Origin of the sequence: Burkholderia sp. MSMB1459WGS (assembly GCF_001534535.1) — a bacterium.
In the GTDB taxonomy this organism is placed as follows: domain Bacteria; phylum Pseudomonadota; class Gammaproteobacteria; order Burkholderiales; family Burkholderiaceae; genus Burkholderia.
Map to the genome: position 1 here is coordinate 77,539 of NZ_LPMU01000061.1, position 25,698 is coordinate 103,236.

A 25,698-nucleotide genomic window follows, 5' to 3' on the forward strand; every position below is an offset into this window, starting at 1 on the left:
GGCGACGCACGCTCGCGTTACTTGCGCAGTTCGACGACGAAATCGTAGTAGTCGTTGCGGCAGTAGGTATCGGTCAGTTCGATCGCGCGCTGGTCGGACGTATAGCCGATCCGCGTGATCAGCAGGAGGGCGTCGTGCGGGGCGATGCCCATCTGCTCGGCGATCTCGTCGGTCGCGTTGACCGCGCGGAAATGCTGCAGCGCGCGCACGATCGGCGTGCCGCGCGCTTCGAGATAGCTGTACAGCGAGCCGACGATCGCCTGCGGGTCGGGAATCAGCGTGGCGGGGAACGTCGAGTTCTCGACGGCCATCACGATGCCGTCGGCGAGACGCAGGCGTTTCAGGCGTGTAACCGATGCGGCCGGCGACAGTCCGAGCTGGATCACTTCGTCGCGGTTCGCGGGCTGGATTTCGCGCGCGAGCCACTGCGAACTCGGCTTGAAGCCGCGGCGCTCGAGCATTTCGCTGAAGCTCGACAGCCGCGACAGCGGATCCTCGTAGCGCGGCTGGATGAAGTTGCCCGCGCCCTGTGTGCGGCGGATCAAGCCTTGCTCGACGAGCAGCGCGATCGCCTTGCGCGCGGTGATGCGCGACACGCCTAGCGCTTCGGACAACACACGCTCGGAGGGCAGCGCTTCGCCGGCCGTCCAGCGGTTGTCGTGGATCGCGTCGCCGAGCTTGCGGGCGAGCTGTAGGTAGAGCGGCGTATCGTTGTCGGGGTCGGGGCGCAGGTCCTGCCAGCGGTCGTCCGTGGGTGCCTTCATACAATGGGTATCGATCAGGTTGCGGCCATTCTAAGTCATCATGCCGCGCCGTTATAGCCGGTTTTTGCCGTGTAATAGGCTGGGGGCGCACCGATTGACTACACTGATGCGTCGTATCCGATGCTTCGGCCGCGGTGTGCGGCCACGAATCCGCAACGAGGAACGCATGACAGACACGATCGCCACGGTCGTCTTGCCGAACGGCGAGACGATTCCGAAGCTGGGCCTGGGCACCTGGGAAATGGGCGAGCGGCCGGCGCGGCGCGCGGACGAGATCGCCGCGCTGCGCGAGGGCATCGAACTCGGGATGACGCTGGTCGATACGGCCGAGATGTATGGCGACGGCGCGACCGAGGAACTCGTCGGCGACGCGCTCGCGGGCCTGCGCGACGACGTGTTTCTCGTCAGCAAGGTCTATCCGCACCATGCGAGCCGGCGCGGTGTCGTCGCCGCGTGCGACGCGAGCCTCAAGCGCCTGCGTACCGACCGCCTCGACCTGTACCTGCTGCACTGGCGCGGCTCGGTGCCGCTCGAAGAAACCGTCGCGGGCTTCGACGCGTTGCAACGTGCGGGCAAGATCCGCCACTGGGGCGTGAGCAATTTCGATACGGCTGACATGGCCGAACTCGTCGGCGAGGCGGGCGGCGGTGCGTGCGCAACCAACCAGATTCTCTACAACATCGCGCGACGCGGCCCGGAATTCGACCTGCTGCCGTGGCTGGCCGACCATCGGATTCCGGCGATGGCGTATAGCCCGGTCGATCACGGGCGGCTGCCCAAACGCTCGCCGCTCGACGAGATCGCGCGGCTGCGCGGCGTGTCGGTGATGCGCGTCGCACTGGCATGGGTGCTCGCGCAGCCGGCTGTATTCGCGATTCCGAAGGCGTCGCGGATCGAACACGTGCGCGACAACCGCGCCGCGCTCGACTTGGTGTTGAGCGATGACGAGCGCGCGCAGCTTGACGCGTATTTCCGTCCGCCGCGCAGCAAGCGCGCGCTCGAGATGCTCTGACCGTATTCGGCCGGGCAACGCTTCGTCGGGTCAGTGATTGCCGCCGGACGATCCGCCGTTGCCGTGACCGCCGCCGTTGCCGTTACCGGCGCCACGGCCGTTGCCGACGCCGTTGGCCCCGCCGTTGCCGGCGCCGCCACTGCCATTGCCGTTACCGTTGCCGCCGCCATTGCCGTGGCCGCCGGTGCCATTGGCGCCGCCGCTCCCGCCGCCGTGACCCGCGCCCCCACCGCCGTTACCGTTTCCGCCACCGTTGCCCGCGCCGCCGCTATTGCCACCATTACCACGACCGTTGCCGACACCGTTAGCGCCGCCATTGCCGGCTCCGCCACTGCCGTTGCCATTGCCGTTGCCGCCGCCATTGCCGTGACCACCTCCACCGTTGCCACCGCCATTGCCATTGCCATGGCCGCCACCACCGTCACCATGGCCGCCGCCATTGCCATGGCCGCCACCGCCGTCACCATTGCCGCCGCCATTGCCGTGACCACCACCGCCGTTGCCATTGCCGCCGCCGTTGCCGTGACCACCACCGCCATCGCCATGGCCGCCACCGTGGCCGCCGCCGTCACCATCGCCACCACCACCGTGGCCACCGCCACCCGAAGTACCGCCACCCGAAGTACCGCCGCCCGAAGTACCGCCACCCGAAGTACCGCCACCCGAGGTGCCGCCACCCGAAGTACCGCCACCCGAAGTACCGCCACCCGAAGTACCGCCACCCGAAGTACCGCCACCCGAAGTACCGCCGCCCGAAGTACCGCCGCCCGAAGTACCGCCGCCCGAAGTACCGCCGCCCGAGGTGCCGCCACCCGAAGTACCGCCGCCCGAGGTACCACCGCCCGAGGTGCCGCCACCCGAGGTGCCGCCACCCGAACCACCGTTACCCGACGCATTGCCTCCCCGGCCCGTGCCGCTCGTACTGCCTGAAGTTCCGCCTGTCGTTCCACCGACACCGGCCGGTCCGACGGCCCCGTTCCCGTTATTTCCGCCGCTACCGTTGCCACCGCCACCGCCGCTACCGGTGCCACTGCCGTTTCCATTCCCACTGCCGCTGCCGCTCGCACCGGCACCGCCATTACCGACGCCCCGGCCGGCATAAACGTGCGCCGCGCACGCGGCCGGATTGGCGGCGCACGGCGATGCGTTCTCGACCAGCGTCATGATGGTGTCCGCGCTGGCGTTCGCGTCGGGCGTGGCGTCAGGCGTGGTGTTCTGTGCGACGGCATACGAGCAGCAGCACGCAAACGCGGCCGCGGCCAGCAAGGTTGCACGAGGGCGCCGTCCCGCCGCGCGGAACGGTTGTTTCGTCTTATGCATCATGGCCTCCCCATGCGCGCGATGCCTCGTTGCCGCGCGACGATCTACGTGTGGTGCAGGGGGGCGTAAAAGATTCGTTGTCCTATCGTCGGCCGATGGCCGTCGGGCCGGCGCTCGACGCCAGCCGCGAATGCGGATCGGCACGCGGGCCCGCCGTGCGAATCCCTATCTGCGAGATTCGTGCCATCGGCCGCTTGGGCCCGTGGCGAAAGGCGGGCGTCGTCGCGTGACCACGCCTGCAACGTCGCAGGGGGGCGTTTTGTTTCCGGAATGAAACGTCGGGCGCGTCGTTCAGCGCGCAGGCGCGTCGGCCGCACGTTGCCAGCGGTGGAATAGGATCGACGCGATCCAGCAGACGAGGAACAGCGCGACGATGCCGTAGCCGATCGAGCCGAAGCGTTCGCCGAGCGCATCGAGCGTGTCGCGCACGGGGCCCGTCAGCGACAGCTTGTCGGCCAGCAGGCCGGCCGCCTCGATCCCGCCGATCGCCAGCGCGACGGCCGCCGACACGAACGTGATGCTCGCGTTGTAGAGCAGCTTGCGCTGCGGATCGTCCATTGCCCAGCCGTATGCGTGAATCATCAGGACGTTGTCGGTCGAGTCGATCAGCGTCATGCCGGCGGTGAATAGCGCGGGGAACAGCATGATCGTATAGACCGGCAGCCCCTGGCTGGCCTGCGCGGCGGCGATCGCGAGCAGGCCGATTTCGGTTGCAGTATCGAAACCGAGCCCGAACAGCACGCCGACCGGATACATGTGCCAGCTCTTCGACACGAACCGGAACAACGGGCGCAGCAACCGCGAGACGAGTCCGGCGGGACGATGATCATGCGCGCCGTCGTGCGTGTGCCCGGATGCGCCGCGATAGCGTCGCCACACGTCGCGCAGGATCGCCAAGTTCACGCATGCGAGCACCAGCAGGAACGTGGCCGATACTGCCGTGCCGATCGTGCCGCCGATCTCGCGGAACGCATCGAACCGGTCGCGCAGCGCAAACGCGGCGAGCGCGATGCCGAGCGTCGCGGCGATCACGATCGTCGAATGGCCGAGCGAGAAGAACAGGCCGACGCTCACCGGACGCTGGCCGTCCTGCATCAGCTTGCGCGTCGCGACGTCGATCGCGGCGATGTGATCCGCGTCCACCGCATGACGCAGCCCGAGCCCGTACGCGATCGCCGCGGTGCCGAGCAGCAGCGGATGGTCGCGCAGCACCGCGAGCGCCCACAGCCAGACGGCGACGTTCGCGGCGATCAGGCCGGCATAGAGGGCCAGCAGGCGGCGCAGGGCAGGGGTGGGCGGCATCGGGCGGGTTCCATCTGACGATTCGCCATCCATTGTGGCACGCGAAAAAAAGCTCGGCGTATCGATCAACAAGTCGCGAGCGCGATGCGCCGCGCCGGATGAAAAAAAGCCCGTCCGGAACCGGACGGGCTTCGCGTGCATGCGCCGGGGCGCGCGCGGCGCTTACTTCGTCTTCGCGTTGATCACGGCTTCCGACACGTTCGCCGGCGTTTCCGCGTAATGCTTGAACTCCATCGTGTACGTCGCACGACCCTGCGTTGCCGAGCGCAGCGACGTCGAATAGCCGAACATCTCCGCGAGCGGCACCTCGGCGCGCACCAGCTTGCCGCCGCCGCCCGCGATGTCCTCCATCCCCTGCACGATGCCGCGCCGGCTCGACAGGTCGCCCATCACGTTGCCCATGAAGTCCTCGGGCGTCTCGACCTCGACGGCCATCATCGGCTCGAGCAGCACGGGCTTTGCCTTGCGCATCGCTTCCTTGAACGCCATCGAGCCGGCCATCCGGAACGCGTTTTCGTTCGAGTCGACGTCGTGGTACGAGCCGAACGTCAGGTGCACCTTCACGTCGACGACCGGGTAGCCCGCGAGCACGCCGCTCTTCAGCGTGTCCTGGATGCCCTTGTCGACCGCCGGGATGTACTCGCGCGGAATCACGCCCCCCTTGATCTCGTCGAGGAACTCGTAGCCCTTGCCCGGGTTCGGCTCGAGCGTGATCACCGCATGGCCGTACTGGCCGCGACCGCCCGACTGCTTGACGAACTTCCCTTCGACGTCGGCGGCCGTCGTGCGCACCGTCTCGCGATATGCGACCTGCGGCTTGCCGACCGTCGCTTCGACGCCGAACTCGCGCTTCATCCGGTCGACCAGGATTTCGAGGTGGAGCTCGCCCATCCCCGAAATGATCGTCTGGCCGGACTCTTCGTCGGTCTGCACGCGGAACGACGGATCTTCCTGCGCGAGGCGGTTCAGCGCGAGGCCCATCTTTTCCTGGTCGGCCTTCGTCTTCGGCTCGACGGCCTGCGAGATCACCGGCTCCGGGAATTCCATCTTCTCGAGGATGATCGGCTTGGCCGGATCGCACAGCGTGTCGCCGGTGGTCGCTTCCTTCAGGCCGACGGCCGCCGCGATGTCGCCCGCGCGCACTTCCTTGATTTCCTTGCGCTCGTTCGCGTGCATCTGCAGGATCCGCCCGAGCCGCTCCTTCTTGTCCTTCGTCGCGTTGAGCACCGTGTCGCCCGACTCGACGACGCCCGAATACACGCGGAAGAAGATCAGCTGGCCGACGAACGGGTCGGTCATGATCTTGAACGCGAGCGACGAGAACGGCTCGTCGTCGCTCGGGTGGCGTTCCGCCGGCTTTTCCGGATCGGCGAAATCGTGGCCGAGGATCGCGGGCACGTCGACCGGCGACGGCAGGTAATCGATCACCGCGTCGAGCATCGCCTGCACGCCCTTGTTCTTGAACGCGCTGCCGCACAGCATCGGCACGATCTCGTTGGCGATCGTGCGCTGGCGCAGCGCGGCCTTGATCTCGTCCTCGGTCAGCGATTCATGGTCGTGCAGATACTTCTCGAGCAGTTCCTCGCTCGCTTCGGCCGCGGCCTCGACCATCTTCTCGCGCCATTCGTGCGCGAGCTCGACCAGGTTCGCGGGGATGTCCTCGTACGTGAACTTCACGCCCTGGCTTTCGTCGTCCCACACGATCGCCTTCATCTTCACGAGATCGACGACGCCCTGGAAATGATCTTCGGCGCCGATCGGAATCTGGATCGGCACGGCGACGCCTTTCAGGCGGTCGCCGATCTGCTTCTGCACGCGGAAGAAGTCGGCGCCGATCCGGTCCATCTTGTTGACGAACGCGATGCGCGGCACCTTGTACTTGTTCGCCTGGCGCCACACGGTTTCCGATTGCGGCTGCACGCCGCCGACCGAATCGTAGACCATGCACGCGCCGTCGAGCACGCGCATCGAACGCTCGACTTCGATCGTGAAGTCGACGTGCCCGGGCGTGTCGATGATGTTGATCCGGTGTTCCGGATAGTTGCCGGCCATGCCTTTCCAGAAGGCCGTGGTCGCCGCCGACGTGATCGTGATGCCGCGTTCCTGCTCCTGCTCCATCCAGTCCATCGTGGCCGCGCCGTCGTGCACTTCACCGATCTTGTGGCTCACGCCGGTGTAAAACAGGATGCGCTCGGTCGTCGTGGTCTTGCCGGCATCGATGTGAGCGCTGATCCCGATATTTCGATAGCGCTCGATGGGGGTTTTGCGGGGCACGTGAACCTCCTGGTGGTTCGGATCGTAAGCGGGCCGGCTGGAGCCGGCCCGGGCTGGAACAAGCGAGACTTCAAGCATAGCGCTTGCGCGTGGCTTTTGCAGATGCGGCCGGCGCAGGCGGAATCAAGGCGCGCACCGCCGCCGGCGGGCGAAAAAAAACCGGCGCGCCACGGGCGGCCGGCTTGCGGTCGGTGCGCGGCGCGATGCCGCCGCGCGGGCCGTTGCCGTTACTGGGCCCGCGGCAGGCCGTCGAGCTTCATGCCGGGCTTGATACCCTTCGCGGCAAACCAGCCCTTGCTCATTTCGAGCGCATAGACGCCGTTGTTGCGCGGACAGTGGTTGTCGGTCGTCTCGGCCTTCATCTCGTCGATGTCGGTGATCGTGCCGTCCGCGCGGATGAACGCGATCGACAGCGGAATCAGCGTGTTCTTCATCCAGAAACAGTGCACGGCGTTCTCGTTGAAGACGAACAGCATGCCTTCGTTCGGCGCAAGCTGCGAACGGTACATCAGCCCCTGTTCGCGATCGGCGTCGTTGGCGGCGACGGCCGCGTCGATCACATACATGCCGGCGCGCAGCTTCACGCGCGGGAACTCGCTCGGCTGCTTGGCGCCAGGCGGCACTTGCGCGCCGGCGGCCTGCATGCCGAGCGCGAGGACGGCGAGGGCGGCGGGAAACACGGCGGCGCGCGCAAGGCGGCCGAGCGACTGGCGCAGGGAGAATGGCACAGCATGGCTCCTGTCTGGAAAACGAGACCCGCATGGTACGCGATGCGCGCCGGCGGGCACAAAAAAGAAAAAGGCAGATCGCCTTGCGGTGATCTGCCTTTCAACGCCGTAAGAACGGCAGAACTGCGTGTTCTTGACTGCGTTATTACAGCTTGCTTACTTAGTTCGAAGCAGCTGCCGGTGCTGCTGCGTCGCTTGCTGCAGCCTTCTTCGATGCCTTGTGGTGCTTCTTGGCAGCGTGGTGCTTCTTGGCAGCGTGCTTAGCCGGTGCCGAAGCAGCTTCTGCTGCTGCCGGAGCAGCTTCCGGAGCCGAAGCTTGTGCGAAAGCAGCCGTTGCGAAGAGGCCAGCGACCAGAGCGGCGATCAGTTTGTTCATGTTGTGTTCCTCAGCTTTAGTTAATTAACCAAATGACCCGGCAATAGGAGTCATGTCGTCTAACGGTGCCATCCACCTTTCGGTTGACAGACGCTTCGAGAAATTTCTCTTTGCGCTGCGGGCGCCGAATCGTATTCGAATAAAACGTCGCTTTCGTGACGCAAACACGGGTTCGGCTGCCAATGCCGGATAGCTAAGGTTGGCATCTGCGTGGTTTAACGCACGATCTCCGCGGGCGGTTGACGAAAAAGACGACGAAAAAATTCGCGCATCCCGGATGCGTCATCCGGCGGGCGCGAAACCGTCCCACGGCGCGCGCGGCGGCAGGGCGATCGTTTCGCCCGGCGCAATGCCGAGCGCGAATATATCGAGCGCGCCGATGCCGACGCGCACCAGGCGCAACGTCGGGAAGCCGACGGCCGCCGTCATCCGGCGCACCTGCCGGTTCTTGCCCTCGGTGATCGCCAGCTCGATCCAGGTGGTCGGGATCGCGGCGCGGTAGCGGATCGGCGGATTGCGCGGCCACAGCGTGTCGGGCGGCTCGATGAATTCGGCGCGGCACGGGCGCGTCACGTAGTCGCCGAGGTCGACGCCGCGTGCGAGCGCCTTCAGGTCGGCGGGCCCCGGCGCGCCGTCGACTTGCGCCCAGTAGCGTTTCACCAGCTTGTGGCGCGGCTCCGCGATGCGGGCCTGCAGCGCACCGTCGTCGGTGAGCAGCAGCAGCCCCTCGCTGTCCGCGTCGAGCCGGCCGGCTGCGTACACGCCGGGCGTTTTTACCCAGTCGCCGAGCGACGGCCGCGTCTCGTGCGCGGAAAACTGGCAAATCGTGCCGAACGGCTTGTTGAGGGCGATCAGGTTCATGGCGGGGGCCCGCCCGGCGCCCCGCGGGAAGCCGGGGCGGGCGGTCTATGGCAAATGGCGGAATCTTAATGCATAATACGGAACGGCAAGTCCTCTGTCTTATATAAGACATAAGTGAGGGCTTGATGCGCAGTGTCGCGGTTCGCGCCGAAGTGCCCGGTTGGGGCGCTAGAATAGCGGCTCGCTGTTGCCGTCGCGGGGTGGCCATGCCGCGCCCCCGCTGCGCGCGCAGTTTCGACCAGCATCACCTGCTCAGCCACGTCACTGGAGTCGATCATGCCGTATCAGCACATCAAGGTTCCGGAGGGCGGTGACAAGATCACCGTCAACAAGGACTTCTCGCTCAACGTTTCCGATCAGCCGATCATTCCCTATATCGAAGGCGACGGTACGGGCTTCGATATCACGCCGGTCATGATCAAGGTCGTCGACGCGGCGGTCGCGCATGCCTACAAGGGCAAGCGCAAGATCCACTGGATGGAGATCTTCGCGGGCGAGAAGGCGACCAAGGTGTACGGTCCGGACGTGTGGCTGCCGGACGAAACGCTGCAGGTGCTGAAGGAATACGTGGTGTCGATCAAGGGGCCGCTCACGACCCCGGTCGGCGGCGGCATCCGTTCGCTGAACGTCGCGCTGCGCCAGGAGCTCGACCTGTACGTGTGCCTGCGTCCGGTCCAGTACTTCAAGGGCGTGCCGTCGCCGGTGCGCGAGCCGCAGAAGATCGACATGGTGATCTTCCGCGAGAACTCGGAAGACATCTACGCGGGCATCGAATGGGCGGCGGGCTCCGAGCAGGCGAAGAAGGTGATCAAGTTCCTGCAGGACGAGATGGGCGTGAAGAAGATCCGTTTCCCGGAAACCTCCGGGATCGGCGTCAAGCCCGTGTCGACCGAAGGCACCGAGCGCCTCGTGCGCAAGGCGATCCAGTACGCGATCGACAACGATCGCAAGTCGGTCACGCTGGTGCACAAGGGCAACATCATGAAGTTCACGGAAGGCCTGTTCCGTGATGCCGGCTACGCGCTCGCGCAAAAGGAATTCGGCGGCGAGCTGATCGACGGCGGCCCGTGGATGCGCGTGAAGAACCCGAAGACGGGCAACGAGATCGTGATCAAGGATTCGATCGCCGATGCGTTCCTGCAGCAGATCCTGCTGCGCCCGGCCGAATACGACGTGATCGCGACGCTGAACCTGAACGGCGACTACATCTCCGACGCGCTGGCCGCGCAGGTCGGCGGCATCGGGATCGCGCCGGGCGCGAACCTGTCGGATTCGGTCGCGATGTTCGAGGCGACGCACGGCACGGCGCCGAAGTACGCAGGCAAGGATTACGTGAACCCGGGTTCCGAGATCCTGTCGGCGGAAATGATGCTGCGTCACCTCGGCTGGACGGAAGCAGCCGATACGATCATCGCCGCGATGGAGAAGTCGATCCTGCAGAAGCGCGTCACGTACGACTTCGCGCGCCTGATGGAAGGTGCGACGCAGGTATCGTGCTCCGGTTTCGGCGAAGTGCTGATCGAGAACATGTAAGACCCCTTCCGGGGTGGGCCGGCAGGTTGCCGGCCGCCCCGGCGCTGACTGCCGGCGCCGGAGCGTTTCGTGGATGGCAGGTTTTGTTGGCAGGGCGGCCCGGCATGCGGGCCGCGGCGCCGCGATGCGGCCCGCAAGCCCTGCAAGGTAGACCATGACGGCCCTCGCAACACCACCGCCCGGCTGAACCGGCGCGCCCCTTTCGCGATCGACCCGGTCGCTCCCCGCCGGTTACCGCCGGCGCTCCTCAGTCCCATCATCACGTAGCAATGCTTTGACCACCATGTCCACTTCGCCCAAGATCATCTACACCCTCACCGACGAAGCGCCGGCGCTCGCGACCTATTCGCTGCTGCCGATCGTCAAGGCCTTCACGCGTTCGTCCGGCGTCGCCGTCGAAACGCGCGACATCTCGCTCGCCGGCCGCATCATCGCGGCATTCGCAGACGTCCTGCCGTCGGAGCAGAAGGGTTCCGACGATCTGGCCGAGCTGGGCCAGCTCACGCTGAAGCCGGAAGCGAACATCATCAAGCTGCCGAACATCAGCGCATCGGTGCCGCAACTGAAGGCCGCGATCGCCGAACTGCAGGCGCAGGGCTACGCGCTGCCGGCCTATCCGGAAGATCCGTCGACGGACGAAGAGAAGGCCGTCAAGGCGCGCTACGACAAGATCAAGGGCAGCGCGGTGAACCCGGTGCTGCGCGAAGGCAACTCCGACCGCCGCGCGCCGCTGTCGGTCAAGAACTACGCACGCAAGCATCCGCACAAGATGGGCGCGTGGAAGCCGACGTCGAAGGCCCACGTCGCGCACATGACCGAGGGCGACTTCTACGGCAGCGAGAAGTCGGCGCTGATCGCCGATGCCGGCAGCGTGAAGATCGAACTCACGACGGCCGACGGCGTGAAGAAGGTGCTGAAGGAAAAGACGGCCGTGAAGGCCGGTGAAGTGATCGACGCTTCGGTGATGAGCCGCAAGGCGCTGCGCAGCTTCATCGAAGCGCAGATCGCCGACGCGAAGGCGCAGGACGTGCTGTTCTCGGTGCACCTGAAGGCGACCATGATGAAGGTCTCGGACCCGATCCTGTTCGGTCACTTCGTGTCGGTGTTCTACCGCGACGCGCTCGCGAAGCACGCGGACGTGCTGGCGAAGGTCGGTTTCAACCCGAACAACGGGATCGGCGATCTGTACGCGCGCCTGAAGGATCTGCCGGCCGACACGCGCGAAGCGATCGAGGCCGACGTCAAGGCCGAATACGCGGTGCGCCCGCGTCTCGCGATGGTCAACTCGGACAAGGGCATCACGAACCTGCACGTGCCGAGCGACGTGATCGTCGACGCATCGATGCCGGCGATGATCCGCGATTCGGGCGGCATGTGGGGCCCGGACGGTCAACTGTACGACGCGAAGGCCGTGATTCCGGACCGCTGCTACGCGGGCGTCTACCAGGCCGTGATCGAGGACTGCAAGCAGCACGGCGCGTTCGATCCGGTCACGATGGGCAGCGTGCCGAACGTCGGCCTGATGGCGCAGGCGGCCGAAGAATACGGTTCGCACGACAAGACGTTCCAGATTCCGGCGGACGGCGTCGTGCGCGTCATCGACGAAGCCGGCAACGTGCTGCTCGAGCACGCAGTCGAGTCGGGCGACATCTGGCGCATGTGCCAGACGAAGGACGCGCCGGTGCAGGACTGGGTCAAGCTGGCCGTCAACCGCGCGCGCGCGACCGGCGCGCCGGCCGTGTTCTGGCTCGATCCGGCGCGCGCGCACGATGCGCAGATCATCGCGAAGGTCGAACGCTACCTGAAGGATCACGACACGAACGGCCTCGACATCCGCATCATGACGCCCGTCGAAGCGACGCGTTTCTCGCTCGAGCGCATCCGCGCGGGCAAGGACACGATTTCGGTCACCGGCAACGTGCTGCGCGACTACCTGACCGACCTGTTCCCGATCATGGAACTCGGCACCAGCGCGAAGATGCTGTCGATCGTGCCGCTGATGGCCGGCGGCGGGATGTTCGAAACGGGGGCGGGCGGCTCCGCGCCGAAGCACGTGCAGCAGTTCGTCGAGGAAGGCTTCCTGCGCTGGGATTCGCTCGGCGAATTCCTCGCGCTGGCCGCGTCGCTCGAACATCTCGGCAACGCTTACCGGAATCCGAAGGCGCTCGTCCTCGCGAAGACGCTCGACCAGGCGACCGGCAAGTTCCTCGACGAGAACAAGTCGCCGGCGCGCAAGGTCGGCGGCCTCGACAACCGCGGCAGCCATTTCTACCTGTGCCTGTACTGGGCGCAGGCGCTGGCCGAGCAGACCGAGGACGCCGCGCTGAAGGTGCAGTTCGAAGGCGTGGCGAAGGCGCTGTCCGACAGCGAAGCGCGCATCCTCGAAGAGCTGGCGGCCGCGCAAGGCAAGCCGCAGGCGATCGGCGGCTACTACCGTCCGAACGTCGAGCTGACGAGCCAGGCCATGCGCCCGAGCGCGACGCTGAACGGCATCGTCGACGCGGTTGCCTGACGCCGGCCGCGCAATCGCGCGAGCCGATGCATGTGCGGGCGCGGCGGGTTGAACCGTTCGCCGCCCGGCACTCAAGAAAAACGCCCCGGTCGCCCGGGGCGTTTGTCGTTGCAGGCTTGCCATTCAGACGTGAACGATTTCCCATTCCGCGATTTCGTCCGGCACTTCGAGCGTGGCCGTGTCCAGTTCGGACGGTTGCGCGCAGTCGCCGCGGGAGATGTGGTCGGCCGCCGCTTCCGGGCACGAGAATGCGCCGAGCAGGGCGTTGCCGAACGTCGCTTCCCAGCCGCCGTTTGCCGGCAGGATGTAGAACGACCCGAGCGCTGAACCAAAGCGAAATCCCTTCATTTCCGTTCTCCCTTTCTGATCACGAGCGATTCTGGTGTGCCGCCTGCCGGCTCGGCCGGCTGTGGCCCGACTGGCTGCTTGCGCCGGGTTTCGTATCGAACGTCGCGGCGAAGCGTCAGTGCATGGAACAAAGTCTACGTCCGCGACCTGCTCGGATGGTGCAGGTAGAACGGCTTCTCCAAACAAAATTTCTCTTTTAAAAACAAATAATTATTTTTGTTGTTTTGTATTGCGGAACGTTTTTCGGCATCGCGAAACGGGAAATTTGTGCCCTGCACCACGAATTTTTATAACGCAGTGACTTGTTCCGCATCGTGAAAAATTGGCCGGTTTGCGGATCGTCGATCCAGCGGGAGCAAGCGCGGGGTCGAGGCGGAACGCGCCAAGCTCGTTTGCACGGCGGGTGCAAGGCACGGGTGGAGGGCAGCGATGGTTGCCGAAGCGCCGCTCGGCGATGCCAAGCGTGGCGCTTGTGTCCGGCCTGGTCGCGACGCTCTGCTGCGGCGTATCGCCGCCCGCCCGGCGACGGCGTTTTTCGATGAAGGCCTGCGGTTATGATGACGCGACCGCCGCGGCTGCCGCGCGGCGCCGCATGAATAACGAGGATCGATTGATGAGACGGAGAACCTTCCTGTCGCACGCCGTTGGTGTCGCGGCCGCGTCGCTATGCGCACGCACTGCGTGGGCGCAGCATGCCGGTCACGCGGGCATGGCCGGCATGGATTCGATGACCGACATGCCGGGCATGTCGGGTATGTCAGGGACGTCAGCGCACGCGCAGCACGGTAAGCCCGCGCCGGTCGCGCTCGCGGCCGCCGACGCGCTGCCGGCCGGCGCGCCGCTGGCGACGTTGCGCACGCTGGCCAACGAAAGTCGCGAGCCCGGCACGTTCCGCGCCACGCTGGTGGCGCAGCCCGTCGCGCGCTCGATGCTGCACGGTGCGCGGCCGACCACCTTCTGGCAGTTCGGCGCGGGCACGCAAGGCCCCGTCGTCGGCCCGCTGATCGACGTGCGGGAGGGCGATACGGTCGAGATCCGGTTCGTAAACAAGCTGCCGCAGCCGTCGACGATCCATTGGCACGGCCTGCCCGTGCCGCCCGACCAGGACGGCAACCCGTCCGATCCCGTCGCGCCCGGCGCGTCGCGCGTGTATCGCTTCACGCTGCCGAAGGGCAGCGCCGGCACCTACTGGTACCACCCGCATCCGCACATGATGACCGCCGAGCAGGTGTTCCGCGGGCTGGCCGGCCCGTTCGTCGTGCGCGCCGCCGACGATCCGCTTGCCGGCTGGCCCGAGCGCCACCTGTTCGTGTCGGACCTGAAGCTTGCACGCGACGGCACGATTGCGCCGAACGACATGATGGACTGGATGAACGGCCGTGAAGGCCAGTTCGTGCTGGTCAACGGCGCGCGTCGGCCGCGCATCGACGTCGCGGGCGACGAACGCTGGCGTGTCTGGAACGCGTGCAGCGCCCGCTACCTGCGTATCGCATTCGACGACGGCCGCGCGTTCGAGCACGTGGGCACCGATGGCGGGTTGTTCGACGCGCCGCGGCGCGCGACGTCGCTGCTGATTGCGCCGGGCGAGCGCGCGGAGCTGTTGGTGCGCGCCGGCGAGCGCGCGTCGCGCGCGGTGCTGCAGGCGGCCGAGTACGACCGCCGCAAGATGGCGATGTCGCACGACGACGGCCACGGCAGCCTGTCGCCCGATCCGGCGCTGGCGTTGGCCGATGTCGCGTTTGCGCCCGCCGAGGCCCGTGCGCTGCCTGCCACGCTGCGCGCGGTGCGGCCGCTGGGCGAACCGGTGGCGCACAAGACGGTCGCGTTCGGCGAGGAAATGGACATGGACGCGATGATGAACGGCGCGACGCACGGCCGCCCGGCCGGCATGCGCTTCACGATCAACGGCGACACCTACGCGCCGCACCGTGCGACGCTGACGAGCCGTCGCGGCGACGTCGAGCGCTGGGAGATCCGCAATACGACGGACATGGATCACCCGTTCCATCTGCACGGCACGCAGTTCCAGGTCATCGAGCGGGCGTCGGCCGGTTCGCGCACGAGCGAACCGTTCCGCGCGTGGCGCGATACCGTGAACGTGCGCAGCGGTGAAACCGTGTCGATTCTCGTCACGCAAGACATGCCCGGAGAGCGCATGTTTCACTGCCACATTCTCGAACACGAGGATCTCGGCATGATGGGTACGCTGAAGGTCGTGTAACGAAACCGCGAATGTGTTCCACGTGCGGATTCGATACGCGATCCGCATGCGTGACGAGACAATGTGCGTTCAATTATCGGGATTGAACGAAAAGGCCGGCCAATCGATTATCGATTGGCCGGCCTCAAAAAAGAAACCCGGCGCTGTGCGCCGGGTTTCTTCGTCCGATATCCGATGCCTTTATGCGGCCTGGATGTTCGACGCTTGCTTGCCCTTCGGCCCTTGAACGACGTCAAAGCTCACCTTCTGGCCTTCCTTCAGCGTCTTGAAACCATTCATGCTGATAGCCGAGAAGTGCGCAAACAGATCCTCACCGCCCTCGTCGGGAGTGATGAAGCCGAAGCCCTTCGCGTCGTTGAACCACTTAACGATACCAGTTGCCATTTTCCTACTTCCCCTGTCACACAGTCGCTGCTACTTACCACGAGCACGCTCGAAAAGCTAAACGACTGAAAATACAGCCGTTCCCCCCTCACAAGCTCACCTCGGCCTCTTTCGTTTCGCCAATCGGCGAATTGAAAAAAGTGCCAGCTTGATTGTTGGCGCTCTTTATTGGAGTGTCAAGTGGAATTTTTCGACGTTTAGAGGGTCGTTGTAAAGAACCCATTTTCAGGGTTTTTCCGGCTTTGCTTTGCAGCATGCGGCCAAGCGCGAGGGCTTGAAAAGCCGCATAATCGGCTCATATACCAGGCTCGAGTGACACGCGTTCGAGTCGTCCCGGCTTGTGGGATACTGGATGCGGACACGACGTTCCGGTGCGATTCCCCCTGACGGTTCGTGTTCCGCGCCACGCGTGAAAGCCGGCACCGCAGCCGGCTTTCGTATGGCGCGAGGGCGATCGCGTGTTCCGGGATACCGGGGAGGGCGCCGGCCGGTCGGTCGGGTAATGGCAGGATTGCGGGCCTGTCCGAGTTGTTTAGAATGGGTGTATGGCGATTATCCCGGACAAGCAGGACAGTACCGTCCTGGAACGCAAGCAGCAGAAGCTCAAGCCGCCTTCGATGTACAAGGTGGTGCTGCTGAACGACGACTTCACGCCGATGGAGTTCGTCGTGATGGTGGTCCAGGAGTATTTCAAGAAGGATCGCGAGACGGCCACGCAGATCATGCTGAAGGTCCATCGCGAAGGGCGAGGGGTTTGTGGGGTCTATACGCGGGACATCGCGTCGACCAAGGTTGAGCAAGTCGTTACCCATGCGCGGCAGGCAGGGCATCCGCTGCAGTGCGTGATGGAGGAAGCATGATTGCCCAGGAATTGGAAGTCAGCCTGCACATGGCGTTCATGGAAGCACGCCAGGCGCGCCATGAGTTCATTACGGTCGAGCATCTGCTGCTGGCCCTGCTGGATAATCCGACGGCGGCCGAGGTGTTGCGCGCGTGCGCGGCAAACATCGAGGACCTGCGTCAGAACCTGCGCAATTTCATCCACGACAACACACCTACCGTCCCGGGCACCGACGATGTCGATACCCAGCCGACGCTCGGTTTCCAGCGCGTGATCCAGCGCGCGATCATGCACGTCCAGTCGACGTCGAACGGCAAGAAGGAAGTGACCGGCGCGAACGTGCTGGTCGCGATCTTCGGCGAGAAGGATTCGCACGCCGTGTACTACCTGCAGCAGCAGGGCGTCACGCGCCTCGACGTGGTGAATTTCATTTCGCACGGCATCGCGAAGACGAACAGCGGCGAAGCCGCGAAGTCGTCCGACGCGAACGCGGAAAGCGAAGACGCGAACGCGCAGAAGGAGACGCCGCTCGCGCAGTTCACGCAGAACCTGAACCAGATGGCGAAGGACGGCCGCATCGATCCGCTGATCGGCCGCGAGCCCGAGGTCGAGCGCGTCGTGCAGGTGCTGTGCCGCCGCCGCAAGAACAACCCGCTGCTCGTCGGCGAAGCCGGCGTCGGCAAGACCGCGATCGCGGAAGGCCTCGCGTACCGGATCACGCGCGGCGAAGTGCCGGACATCCTCGCGAACGCGCAGGTGTACTCGCTCGACATGGGCGCGCTGCTCGCGGGCACCAAGTATCGCGGCGACTTCGAGCAGCGTCTGAAGACGGTGCTCAAGGAACTGAAGGAGCGTCCGCACGCGATCCTGTTCATCGACGAAATCCACACGCTGATCGGCGCGGGCGCTGCATCGGGCGGCACGCTCGACGCATCGAACCTGCTGAAGCCGGCGCTGTCGTCGGGCACGCTCAAGTGCATCGGCGCGACCACGTTCACCGAATATCGCGGCATCTTCGAGAAGGACGCGGCGCTGTCGCGGCGCTTCCAGAAGGTCGACGTGACGGAGCCGAGCGTCGAGCAGACGGTCGCGATCCTGCGCGGGCTGAAGTCGCGCTTCGAGGAGCACCACGGCGTCAAGTATTCGTCGGGCGCGCTGTCGGCCGCGGCCGAACTGTCGGCGCGCTTCATCACCGACCGTCACCTGCCGGACAAGGCGATCGACGTGATCGACGAAGCGGGCGCCGCACAGCGCATCCTGCCGAAGTCGAAGCAGAAGAAGACGATCGGCAAGAGCGAGATCGAGGAAATCATCTCGAAGATCGCGCGCGTGCCGGCGCAAAGCGTGTCGCAGGACGACCGCAGCAAGCTGCAGACGCTCGATCGCGACCTGAAGAGCGTCGTGTTCGGCCAGGATCCGGCGATCGACGCGCTTGCGGCCTCGATCAAGATGGCGCGCGCGGGCCTCGGCAAGATGGACAAGCCGATCGGCGCGTTCCTGTTCTCCGGCCCGACGGGCGTCGGCAAGACCGAAGTGGCGCGTCAGCTCGCGTTCACGCTCGGCATCGAGCTGATCCGCTTCGACATGTCGGAATACATGGAGCGTCATGCGGTCAGCCGTCTGATCGGCGCGCCGCCGGGCTATGTCGGGTTCGACCAGGGCGGCCTCTTGACCGAAGCCGTCACGAAGAAGCCGCATTGCGTGCTGCTGCTCGACGAAATCGAGAAGGCGCATCCGGACATCTTCAACGTGCTGCTGCAGGTGATGGACCACGGCACGCTGACGGACAACAACGGCCGCAAGGCGGATTTCCGCAACGTCATCATCATCATGACGACGAACGCGGGCGCCGAATCGATGCAGAAGGCGACGATCGGCTTCACGACGCGCCGCGAAACCGGCGACGAGATGACCGACATCAAGCGGCTGTTCACGCCGGAGTTCCGCAACCGCCTCGATGCGATCATCAGCTTCCGTTCGCTCGATGAGGAAATCATCATGCGCGTGGTCGACAAGTTCCTGATCCAGCTCGAGGAGCAGCTGCACGAGAAGAAGGTCGACGCGCTCTTCACCGACGCGTTGCGCAAGCATCTCGCGAAGCACGGTTTCGACCCGCTGATGGGCGCGCGGCCGATGCAGCGGCTCATCCAGGACACGATCCGGCGCGCGCTGGCCGACGAACTGCTGTTCGGCAAGCTGCTGAACGGCGGCCACGTGACGGTCGACGTCGACGAGGCCGACAAGGTGCAGTTGTCGTTCGACAAGCTGGCGAATCCGCCGCACAAGCCGAACGAAGAGACGGTCGAAGTCGAGTAAGCGATAATTCGTTGTTCATGCGAACGGCGCGGGAAGTTCTCCGCGCCGTTTCGTTTTATCCGGCGCCGGCGGCGCGATGGTGGTGCAGGGGAGTGGTAACGCAGTGACACAACAACAACGGTCGTTCGACGATATCGTCGCGCGCGAACAAGGGTTGCGCCATGCGCTGACGTCGGGGCAGATGGCGATGATCGCGATCGGCGGCGCGATCGGCACGGGGCTGTTCCTCGGCAGCGGGTTCGCGATCGGGCTCGCCGGCCCGAGCGTGCTGGTTTCCTATGCGATCGGCGCGCTGATCGCGCTGCTGCTGATGGGCGCGCTCGCGGAAATGACCGTCGCGCATCCGACGGCCGGCTCGTTCGGCGCGTACGCCGAGCATTACGTCGGCCCGCTCGCGGGTTTTCTCGTGCGTTATGCGTACTGGTTCGCGGTCGTGTTCGCGATCGGCACCGAGATCAGCGCGATCGCCGTGTTCATGAAGTACTGGTTCCCGGGTGTGCCCGGCTGGTACTGGGTGATCGGCTTCTCCGCGCTGCTGATCGCGGTGAACCTCGCGAGCGTGACGTTGTACGGGACGGTCGAATACGCGTTTTCGCTGCTGAAGATCGCGGCGATCGTCGTGTTCATCGTGCTCGGCGGCTATCTCGTCTGGTCGGCGCCGGCCGCAGCGGGCATCGGTTTCGCGAACTACACCGCGCACGGCGGCTTCATGCCGAAGGGGCCGTGGGGGACGTGGGTCGCGGTGATCGTCGCGATCTTCAGCTACATGAGCATCGAAGCCGTCGCGATCGCGGCCGGCGAGGCGCGCGATCCGCAGCACGCGGTCACGCGCGCATTCCGCTCGACCGTGTTCCGGCTCGTGCTGTTCTACCTGCTGACACTCGCGCTGATGCTCGCGATCGTGCCGTGGACGCAGGCCGGCACCGACGAAAGCCCGTTCGTGAAGGTGATGGCCGCGACGCGCGTGCCGTACGCGGCGGGCGTGATCAACTTCGTGCTGTTGATCGCGGCGCTGTCGGCGATGAACAGCCAGCTCTACGTGACGACGCGGATGATGTTCAGCCTGTCGCGCGCGCGCCTCGCGCCCGCGGTGTTCGGCCGGCTCGGCGCGAACGGCGTGCCGCGCGCGGCGCTGTGGATCTCGACGAGCGGCGTCGCGGTGGCGGCCGTGCTGGTCGCGCTCGCGCCCGACACCGCGTTCACGGTGATGATGGCGATCGCGATGTTCGGCGCGCTGTTCACATGGCTGATGATCTTCGTCACGCATCTGCGGTTCCGTTCGCGGTATCGCGGCCCCGCGCTCGCGTTCCGGATGTGGGGGCACCCGTTCGGCAGCCTGCTCGGCGCCGGGCTCGTGGCCGCGATCCTGCTGACGACCGCTTTCACGCGCGAATTCCGGATGACGATGGCGGTCGGCGTCGTGTTCGTCGTGCTGCTGACGCTCGCCTACGCACTGCATTACCGGTACCAACACGCGCGTTGACCGCGCCGGCGCGGCGGCCGATGCCGTTCTTCACACTTACTAAGGTTCCGTTGTGCTGCTCGGCGTGCTGGTCGCGATGGTCGTCTATGCCAGCATCGCGCAGGCGCGGCGGCGTGAGCCGGCGCTCGCGCGAATCGCGCAACCGACCGGCAAGTGACGGCGCATGAAAAGGAAAAGGGGCCGCGAGGCCCCATCTTTTCGTGCTGCGTGGCTCAGTGGCGACCGGTGCTGCCGAAGCCGCCGGCGCCGCGGTCGCTCGCGGGGAATTCGTCGACGATGTTGAACTGCGCCTGCACGACCGGCACGATCACGAGTTGCGCGAGCCGTTCGAACGGGTTCAGCACGAACTCGGTCTGGCCGCGGTTCCACGTCGAGACCATCAACTGGCCCTGGTAGTCGGAGTCGATCAGGCCGACGAGGTTGCCGAGCACGATTCCGTGCTTGTGGCCAAGGCCCGAGCGCGGCAGGATCAGCGCCGCATAGCCGGGATCGGCGAGGTGGATCGCGAGGCCGGTCGGCACGAGCGTGGTTTCGCCCGGCTGCAGCGTGACCGGTGCGTCGAGGCAGGCGCGCAGGTCGAGGCCGGCGCTACCGGTGGTCGCGTAGGCGGGCAGGTAGTCGCGCATGCGCGCGTCGAGAATCTTCAGGTCGAGTTTCATGCTGTCGTCGAATCGGTCGGGAAGGGCGCGGCGGCAAGGGCCGCCTCGCGGGGATCAGATCAGGCGGTTGTCGGGCAGGCGCTTCGCGATTTCCGCAACGAGCGCATGCGCGAGTTCGTCCTTGGGCGCGCGCGGCAGGCGCGTGAGGCCGGCGGCCTCGAACAGCACGACTTCGTTGTCGTCGCGGCCGAACGTCAGCGGGCCGAGATTGCCGACGAGCAGCGGCACGTTCTTGCGCTTGCGCTTTTCGTCGCCGTGCACGTCGAGGTCGCCGCTTTCGGCCGCGAAACCGACGCAGAACGGCGCATCGGGTAGCGCCGCGACCGACGCGAGGATGTCGGGGTTCTCGACGAACGCGAGCGCCGGCATCTTGCGGTCGGCCGTCTTCTTCATCTTGTGCTCGGCCGGTTGATCGACGCGCCAGTCGGCGACCGCGGCCACCGCGATGAAGATGTCGGCGTCGGCGACCGCATGCATCACCGCGTCGTACATCTGCTGCGCGGTCTGCACGTCCTGACGGTAGACGCCCCACGGCGTGTCGAGCGCGACCGGCCCGGCGACGAGATGCACGTCGGCACCGGCCTGCTGCGCGGCCCGGGCGAGCGCGAACCCCATCTTGCCGCTGGAGCGGTTCGTCAGGCCGCGCACGGGGTCGAGCGGTTCGAACGTCGGCCCGGCCGTGATCAGCACGCGACGGTGCGCGAGCACCTTCGGCGCGAAGTGCGCGACGATCGCTTCATAGATCGCCTCGGGTTCGAGCATGCGGCCGTCGCCGACTTCGCCGCACGCCTGCGCGCCCGAATCCGGGCCGAGCACCGACACGCCGTCGGCGCGCAGTTGCGCGGCATTGCGTTGCGTGGCCGGGTTCTGCCACATCTGGCGGTTCATCGCGGGGACGACGAGCAGCGGACAGTCGCGCGCGATGCACAGCGTCGACAGCAGATCGTCGGCGAACCCATGCGCGAGCTTGGCGAGGAAATCCGTCGACGCGGGCGCGATCACGATCGCGTCGGCTTCGCGCGACAGGTCGATGTGCGCCATGTTGTTGTCGATGCGCGCGTCCCACTGGCTCGTATAGACGGGCCGGCCCGACAGCGCCTGCATCGTGACGGGCGTGATGAATTGGGTGGCCGCGTCGGTCATCGCGACCTGCACGGTCGCGCCGGCCTTCACGAGCAACCGCGTGAGCTCGGCGATCTTGTAGCAGGCGATGCCGCCCGTCAGGCCGAGAACGAGGTGTTTTCCTGCGAGTTCTGCGTGTGCCAACTCAGGCCTCCTGGGGTCAAACGGAACGGCCGGCGCGAAGCCGGCCGTTGACACGGAGTATGCGCGCTCAGCGCGAGCCGCGCACGCGCCGTAGCTCGTCGTAGATCAGCAGCACCGCACCGACCGTGATCGCGGAATCGGCGAGGTTGAACGCCGGGAAGTGCCACGCGCCGAGATGGAAATCGAGGAAGTCGATCACGTGGCCGTAGACGAGCCGGTCGATCACATTGCCGAGCGCGCCGCCGAGGATCAGCGCGAGCGACAGGCTGAACAGCCGCTGCTGGCCGTGACGGCGCAGCAGGAAGCAGATCACGAGCGTCGCACCGACGCCGAGTGCGGTGAACGCCCAGCGCTGCCAGCCGCTCGCGGTCGACAGGAAGCCGAACGCGGCGCCGCGGTTGTACACCAGCACGAGGTTGAAGAACGACGTCAGCGCATGCTGCGCGCCGTACGCGAACGTTTTCAGGATCGCGATCTTCGACAGTTGATCGAACAGGATCACGATCAGCGAAATGCCGAGCCAGGGCGCGAGCGCGCCGCTGGCCGGTTTCGACAGGGTCTTCGCCATGGTTTAAGCAGCGCTCCGGATTTCGCCGTTTTCAAACAGGTTCGAGAAGCAGCGGCCGCACAGCGTCGGATGCTCGGCGTGCGCGCCGACGTCTTCGCGGTAGTGCCAGCAGCGCTCGCACTTCTGGTACTTCGACGCGGCCACGTCGACGCTTTCCTGTGCTTCGTCGTCGACCTTGACGACCGTCGCGGCCGACGTGATCAGCACGAACTTCAGGTCGTCGCCGAGGCTCGTGAGCGCGTCGTAGCGCGCGCCGCTCGCGTGCACGGCCACTTCGGCCTGCAGCGACGAACCGATGCGGTTCGCGGTGCGCGCTTCCTCGAGCGCCTTGGTCACGTTGCCGCGCACGTCGCGCAGCAGCGCCCACTTCTCGATCAGCGCGGCCGAGCCGGCGACTTCCGGATACGCATAGTAGGTTTCCGTGAAGATCGTGTCGCTGGCCGGCTGGAACACCTTCCACGCTTCTTCGGCCGTGAACGACAGGAACGGCGCGAGCACGCGCAAGAGGCCGTGCGTCAGATGGTACAGCGCGGTCTGCGCGGAGCGGCGTGCGCGCGAATCGGCGGCGCTCGTGTACAGGCGATCCTTCAGCACGTCGAGGTAGAAGCCGCCGAGGTCTTCCGAGCAGTACGTCTGCAGCTTCGCGACGACCGGGTGGAATTCGTACTTCTCGTAGTGGCCGAGCAGTTCCGTCTGCAATTGCTGCGAGAACGCGACCGCATAGCGGTCGATCTCGAGCCATTCGTCGACCGGCACCGCGTGCTGCGCGAAGTCGAAATCCGACAGGTTCGCGAGCAGGAAGCGCAGCGTGTTGCGGATGCGGCGATAGCCTTCGGTCACGCGCTTCAGGATTTCCTCGGAAATCGCGAGCTCGCCCGAGTAGTCGGTCGACGCGATCCACAGGCGGATGATTTCCGCGCCGAGGCGGTTCGCGACTTCGTGCGGGTCGATGCCGTTGCCGAGCGACTTGCTCATCTTGCGGCCTTCGCCGTCGACGGTGAAGCCGTGCGTGAGCAGGCCCTTGTACGGCGCGCGGCCGTCGAGCATCGATGCCGTGAGCAGCGACGAATGGAACCAGCCGCGATGCTGGTCCGAGCCTTCGAGGTACAGGTCGGCCGGGAACTGCAGCTGATCCTTGTGCGAGCCGCGCAGCACGTGCCAGTGCGTCGTGCCCGAGTCGAACCACACGTCGAGCGTGTCGCGGTTTTTTTCGTACAGGTTCGCATCGTCGCCGATCAGCTCGCGCGGGTCGAGCGACTGCCACGCCTCGATGCCCGATTGCTCGACGCGCTTCGCGACTTCCTCGAGCAACTCGAGCGTGCGCGGGTGCAGCTCGCCGGTTTCCTTGTGCACGAAGAACGCCATCGGCACGCCCCACTGGCGCTGGCGCGACAGCGTCCAGTCCGGACGGTTCGCGATCATGCTGAACAGACGCTGCTTGCCCCAGGACGGGTAGAACGCGGTCGCGTCGACGCCTTCGAGCGCGGTTTCGCGCAGCGTCTTGCCGCCGTCGTGCGGCTTCACATCCATGCCGGCGAACCACTGCGACGTCGCGCGGTAGATGATCGGCGTCTTGTGGCGCCAGCAGTGCATGTAGCTGTGCGTGTACTTCTCGCTGCGCAGCAGGGAGCCCGCCGCGTTCAACGCGTCGACGATCTTCGGGTTCGCATCCCAGATCGACAGGCCGCCGAACAGCGGCAGCGATTCGATATAGCGGCCGTCGCCCATCACCGGGTTGATGAAGTCGGAATCGGTCATTCCGTGCGCCTTGCACGACATGAAGTCCTCGATACCGTACGCGGGCGACGAGTGCACGACGCCGGTACCGGTGTCGGTCGTCACGTAGTCGCCGAGGTAGACGGGCGCGGTGCGCTTGTAGCCGGGGTGGGCCGACGCGAGCGGGTGGTGGAAGCGCAGGTTCGCGAGCTTCACGCCGGGCGCGGTCGCGACGACGCGGCCGGTCAGCTTGAAGTCGGTCATGCAGGCTTCGACGCGCTCTTCCGCGATGATCAGCAGCCCGCGCTCGGTGTCGACCAGCGCGTAGACGATTTCCGGATGGAGGTTCAGCGCCTGGTTGGCGGGAATCGTCCACGGCGTGGTCGTCCAGATCACGATGCCGCCCTCGGCGCGCGGCAGCGCCGCCAGGCCGAACGCCTGCGCGGTCTTTTCGGGTTCCGCGAACGCGAACATCACGTCGATCGTCGGATCGGTGCGGTCCTTGTACTCGACTTCCGCTTCCGCGAGCGCCGAGCCGCAGTCGAAGCACCAGTTGACCGGCTTCAGCCCGCGGTACACGTAGCCCTTCTCGATGATCTTGCCGAGCGCGCGAATTTCTTCCGCCTCGTTCACGAAGTTCATCGTCTTGTACGGGTTGGCCCAGTCGCCGAGCACGCCCAGGCGCTTGAAGCCGACCTTCTGCTTCTCGATCTGCTCGGTCGCGTACGCGCGCGCCTTGCTCATCACTTCGGCCGCCGGCAGCGACTTGCCGAACTGCTTCTCGATCTGGATCTCGATCGGCATCCCGTGGCAATCCCAGCCCGGCACGTACGGTGCGTCGAAGCCGGCCATGTTGCGCGACTTGACGACGATGTCCTTCAGGATCTTGTTGACCGCGTGGCCGAGGTGGATGTCGCCGTTCGCATACGGCGGGCCGTCGTGCAGGATGAACTTCGGCCGGCCCTTGCTGGCCGCGCGGATCTTGTCGTAGATGCCACGCTCTTCCCACTCCTTGACCCACTGCGGCTCGCGCTTGGGCAGGTCGCCGCGCATCGGGAACGGCGTGTCGAGCAGGTTGACCGGATACTTGGCCTGCGGTTTCGAATCGGCTTTCTTGTTGCTCATGATGGGATCGCTATCTAAATCGGGGGACGCTCGTGCGTCGTGAATCGGGGATGCGCGCGCGTCGGCGGCGCGAGGGTGCGGCGCGGTGC

The 25,698-nt window shown here is 65.9% G+C and carries 20 protein-coding genes; 7 read left to right on the forward strand and 13 right to left on the reverse strand.

Annotation, left to right across the window (positions count from 1 at the left end):
* Positions 1 to 17: 17 nt before the first annotated feature.
* The gene (locus tag WT97_RS23155) at positions 18 to 764 is read right to left on the reverse strand and encodes a GntR family transcriptional regulator (RefSeq protein WP_006489667.1); all 747 of its coding nucleotides are present in this window, start codon (positions 762 to 764) and stop codon (positions 18 to 20) included.
* A 166-nt stretch (positions 765 to 930) separates the two neighbouring features.
* Here WT97_RS23155 and WT97_RS23160 point away from each other — a divergent pair, with 166 nt between their 5' ends.
* On the forward strand, positions 931 to 1,776 hold the full coding sequence (locus WT97_RS23160; RefSeq protein ID WP_059795759.1) for an aldo/keto reductase: 846 nt from the start codon (positions 931 to 933) through the stop codon (positions 1,774 to 1,776).
* Positions 1,777 to 1,806: 30 nt separating this feature from the next.
* Here the strand turns inward: WT97_RS23160 and WT97_RS34995 are convergent, their stop codons facing one another.
* From WT97_RS34995 to WT97_RS23185, 6 genes are all read right to left on the reverse strand, one after another.
* Entirely contained in the window at positions 1,807 to 3,096 is a 1,290-nt protein-coding gene (locus WT97_RS34995; protein WP_082751479.1) for a hypothetical protein, read from the reverse strand.
* Positions 3,097 to 3,387: 291 nt separating this feature from the next.
* The gene (locus WT97_RS23170; protein WP_179949396.1) at positions 3,388 to 4,398 is read right to left on the reverse strand and encodes a HoxN/HupN/NixA family nickel/cobalt transporter; all 1,011 of its coding nucleotides are present in this window, start codon (positions 4,396 to 4,398) and stop codon (positions 3,388 to 3,390) included.
* 162 nt (positions 4,399 to 4,560) lie between these two features.
* Positions 4,561 to 6,672, reverse strand: a complete 2,112-nt coding sequence (fusA, locus tag WT97_RS23175) for an elongation factor G (protein ID WP_059504705.1) — start codon at positions 6,670 to 6,672, stop codon at positions 4,561 to 4,563.
* A gap of 227 nt (positions 6,673 to 6,899) precedes the next feature.
* Positions 6,900 to 7,400 (reverse strand): DUF192 domain-containing protein, encoded by a 501-nt coding sequence (locus WT97_RS23180; protein ID WP_059504707.1) that lies wholly within the window; start codon positions 7,398 to 7,400, stop codon positions 6,900 to 6,902.
* 160 nt (positions 7,401 to 7,560) lie between these two features.
* Positions 7,561 to 7,776: a hypothetical protein gene (locus WT97_RS33385; RefSeq protein ID WP_011352970.1), complete on the reverse strand. Its 216-nt coding sequence runs from the start codon at positions 7,774 to 7,776 to the stop codon at positions 7,561 to 7,563.
* Positions 7,777 to 8,058: 282 nt separating this feature from the next.
* Positions 8,059 to 8,637 (reverse strand): pseudouridine synthase, encoded by a 579-nt coding sequence (locus tag WT97_RS23185; RefSeq protein ID WP_006490892.1) that lies wholly within the window; start codon positions 8,635 to 8,637, stop codon positions 8,059 to 8,061.
* Between the two features lie 276 nt (positions 8,638 to 8,913).
* On the opposite strand from WT97_RS23185, the gene icd reads away from it, so the two are divergent.
* Together icd and WT97_RS23195 are read left to right on the forward strand one after the other, a co-directional pair.
* Positions 8,914 to 10,170 carry an NADP-dependent isocitrate dehydrogenase gene (icd, locus tag WT97_RS23190; protein ID WP_006478026.1) on the forward strand — a complete coding sequence of 419 codons (1,257 nt, stop codon included), beginning with the start codon at positions 8,914 to 8,916 and terminating at the stop codon, positions 10,168 to 10,170.
* A 283-nt stretch (positions 10,171 to 10,453) separates the two neighbouring features.
* Positions 10,454 to 12,682, forward strand: coding sequence for an NADP-dependent isocitrate dehydrogenase (locus WT97_RS23195; protein WP_060354504.1), 2,229 nt, complete (start codon positions 10,454 to 10,456; stop codon positions 12,680 to 12,682).
* 123 nt (positions 12,683 to 12,805) lie between these two features.
* Here the strand turns inward: WT97_RS23195 and WT97_RS23200 are convergent, their stop codons facing one another.
* Positions 12,806 to 13,030: a hypothetical protein gene (locus tag WT97_RS23200; RefSeq protein WP_034208193.1), complete on the reverse strand. Its 225-nt coding sequence runs from the start codon at positions 13,028 to 13,030 to the stop codon at positions 12,806 to 12,808.
* 613 nt (positions 13,031 to 13,643) lie between these two features.
* Between WT97_RS23200 and WT97_RS23205 the strand changes: the two genes are divergently transcribed.
* A complete protein-coding gene (locus tag WT97_RS23205) occupies positions 13,644 to 15,251 on the forward strand; it encodes a multicopper oxidase family protein (RefSeq protein ID WP_060354581.1) in 1,608 nt (535 codons plus the stop codon).
* Positions 15,252 to 15,431: 180 nt separating this feature from the next.
* On the opposite strand, the gene WT97_RS23210 is transcribed toward WT97_RS23205, so the two are convergent.
* Positions 15,432 to 15,635 (reverse strand): cold-shock protein, encoded by a 204-nt coding sequence (locus tag WT97_RS23210; RefSeq protein WP_034208192.1) that lies wholly within the window; start codon positions 15,633 to 15,635, stop codon positions 15,432 to 15,434.
* 545 nt (positions 15,636 to 16,180) lie between these two features.
* Between WT97_RS23210 and clpS the strand changes: the two genes are divergently transcribed.
* The 3 genes from clpS (at position 16,181) to WT97_RS23225 (ending at position 20,275) form a co-directional block, all read left to right on the forward strand.
* On the forward strand, positions 16,181 to 16,495 hold the full coding sequence (clpS, locus tag WT97_RS23215; protein ID WP_006398529.1) for an ATP-dependent Clp protease adapter ClpS: 315 nt from the start codon (positions 16,181 to 16,183) through the stop codon (positions 16,493 to 16,495).
* Positions 16,492 to 18,792: an ATP-dependent Clp protease ATP-binding subunit ClpA gene (gene clpA / locus WT97_RS23220; RefSeq protein WP_059504715.1), complete on the forward strand. Its 2,301-nt coding sequence runs from the start codon at positions 16,492 to 16,494 to the stop codon at positions 18,790 to 18,792. The genes clpS and clpA overlap by 4 nt, the downstream gene beginning before the upstream one ends.
* Positions 18,793 to 18,895: 103 nt before the next feature.
* Positions 18,896 to 20,275, forward strand: a complete 1,380-nt coding sequence (locus tag WT97_RS23225) for an amino acid permease (protein ID WP_060354582.1) — start codon at positions 18,896 to 18,898, stop codon at positions 20,273 to 20,275.
* 212 nt (positions 20,276 to 20,487) lie between these two features.
* On the opposite strand, the gene dut is transcribed toward WT97_RS23225, so the two are convergent.
* The 4 genes from dut to ileS all read right to left on the reverse strand — a co-directional run bounded on the left by dut (position 20,488) and on the right by ileS (position 25,609).
* Entirely contained in the window at positions 20,488 to 20,934 is a 447-nt protein-coding gene (gene dut, locus WT97_RS23230; protein WP_059504717.1) for a dUTP diphosphatase, read from the reverse strand.
* A 54-nt stretch (positions 20,935 to 20,988) separates the two neighbouring features.
* Positions 20,989 to 22,200, reverse strand: a complete 1,212-nt coding sequence (gene coaBC, locus WT97_RS23235; protein ID WP_027808191.1) for a bifunctional phosphopantothenoylcysteine decarboxylase/phosphopantothenate--cysteine ligase CoaBC — start codon at positions 22,198 to 22,200, stop codon at positions 20,989 to 20,991.
* Positions 22,201 to 22,267: 67 nt separating this feature from the next.
* Positions 22,268 to 22,768 (reverse strand): signal peptidase II, encoded by a 501-nt coding sequence (lspA, locus tag WT97_RS23240; protein ID WP_034208186.1) that lies wholly within the window; start codon positions 22,766 to 22,768, stop codon positions 22,268 to 22,270.
* Positions 22,769 to 22,771: 3 nt separating this feature from the next.
* Entirely contained in the window at positions 22,772 to 25,609 is a 2,838-nt protein-coding gene (gene ileS / locus WT97_RS23245; protein ID WP_059504719.1) for an isoleucine--tRNA ligase, read from the reverse strand.
* Positions 25,610 to 25,698 lie beyond the last annotated feature (89 nt).